At 77.3% G+C, this 459-nt stretch carries 1 protein-coding gene; it reads left to right on the forward strand.

All coding sequences use genetic code 11. The annotated features are described in order from the left end of the window. A partial coding sequence (locus G3I65_RS48965; protein WP_160702450.1) for a polyketide synthase dehydratase domain-containing protein occupies nt 1-459 on the forward strand: 459 nt, incomplete at both ends.

The following is a 459-nucleotide window of genomic DNA, read 5'->3' on the forward strand; positions in this document are numbered from 1 at the left end:
GCCAGCACTACTGGCTGCAGGGCCAGGTCGCCGGTGGCGACCCCGCCTCGCTCGGGCTCGGCCCGGCCACGCACCCGCTGCTCGCGGCCGTGGTGGCGCTCCCGGTCTCCGGCGGCGTCGTGCTCGCCGGGCGCCTCTCGACGGCCACCCAGCCGTGGATCTCCGACCACGACGTCCTCGGCACGGTCCTGTTGCCCGGCACCGGCTTCCTCGAACTGGCCATCCGGGCCGGCGACGAGGTCGGCTGCGCGGTGGTCGAAGAACTGACCCTGCGGGCACCGCTCGCGCTCACGCCCGGCACCGGGGTGCAGGTCCAGGTCGCGGTCGGCCCCGAGGACGGCGCCGGCCGCCGTCCGGTGCACGTGCTCTCCCGCGAGGAGGCCGACGGGCCGTGGACCCTGCACGCGGAGGGCTCGCTGGTCCCCGGCGCGCTCACCCCCGCCGCCGACCTGACCGAGT

The sequence above is a fragment of the Amycolatopsis sp. SID8362 genome (assembly GCF_010550475.1).
GTDB lineage: Bacteria > Actinomycetota > Actinomycetes > Mycobacteriales > Pseudonocardiaceae > Amycolatopsis > Amycolatopsis eburnea.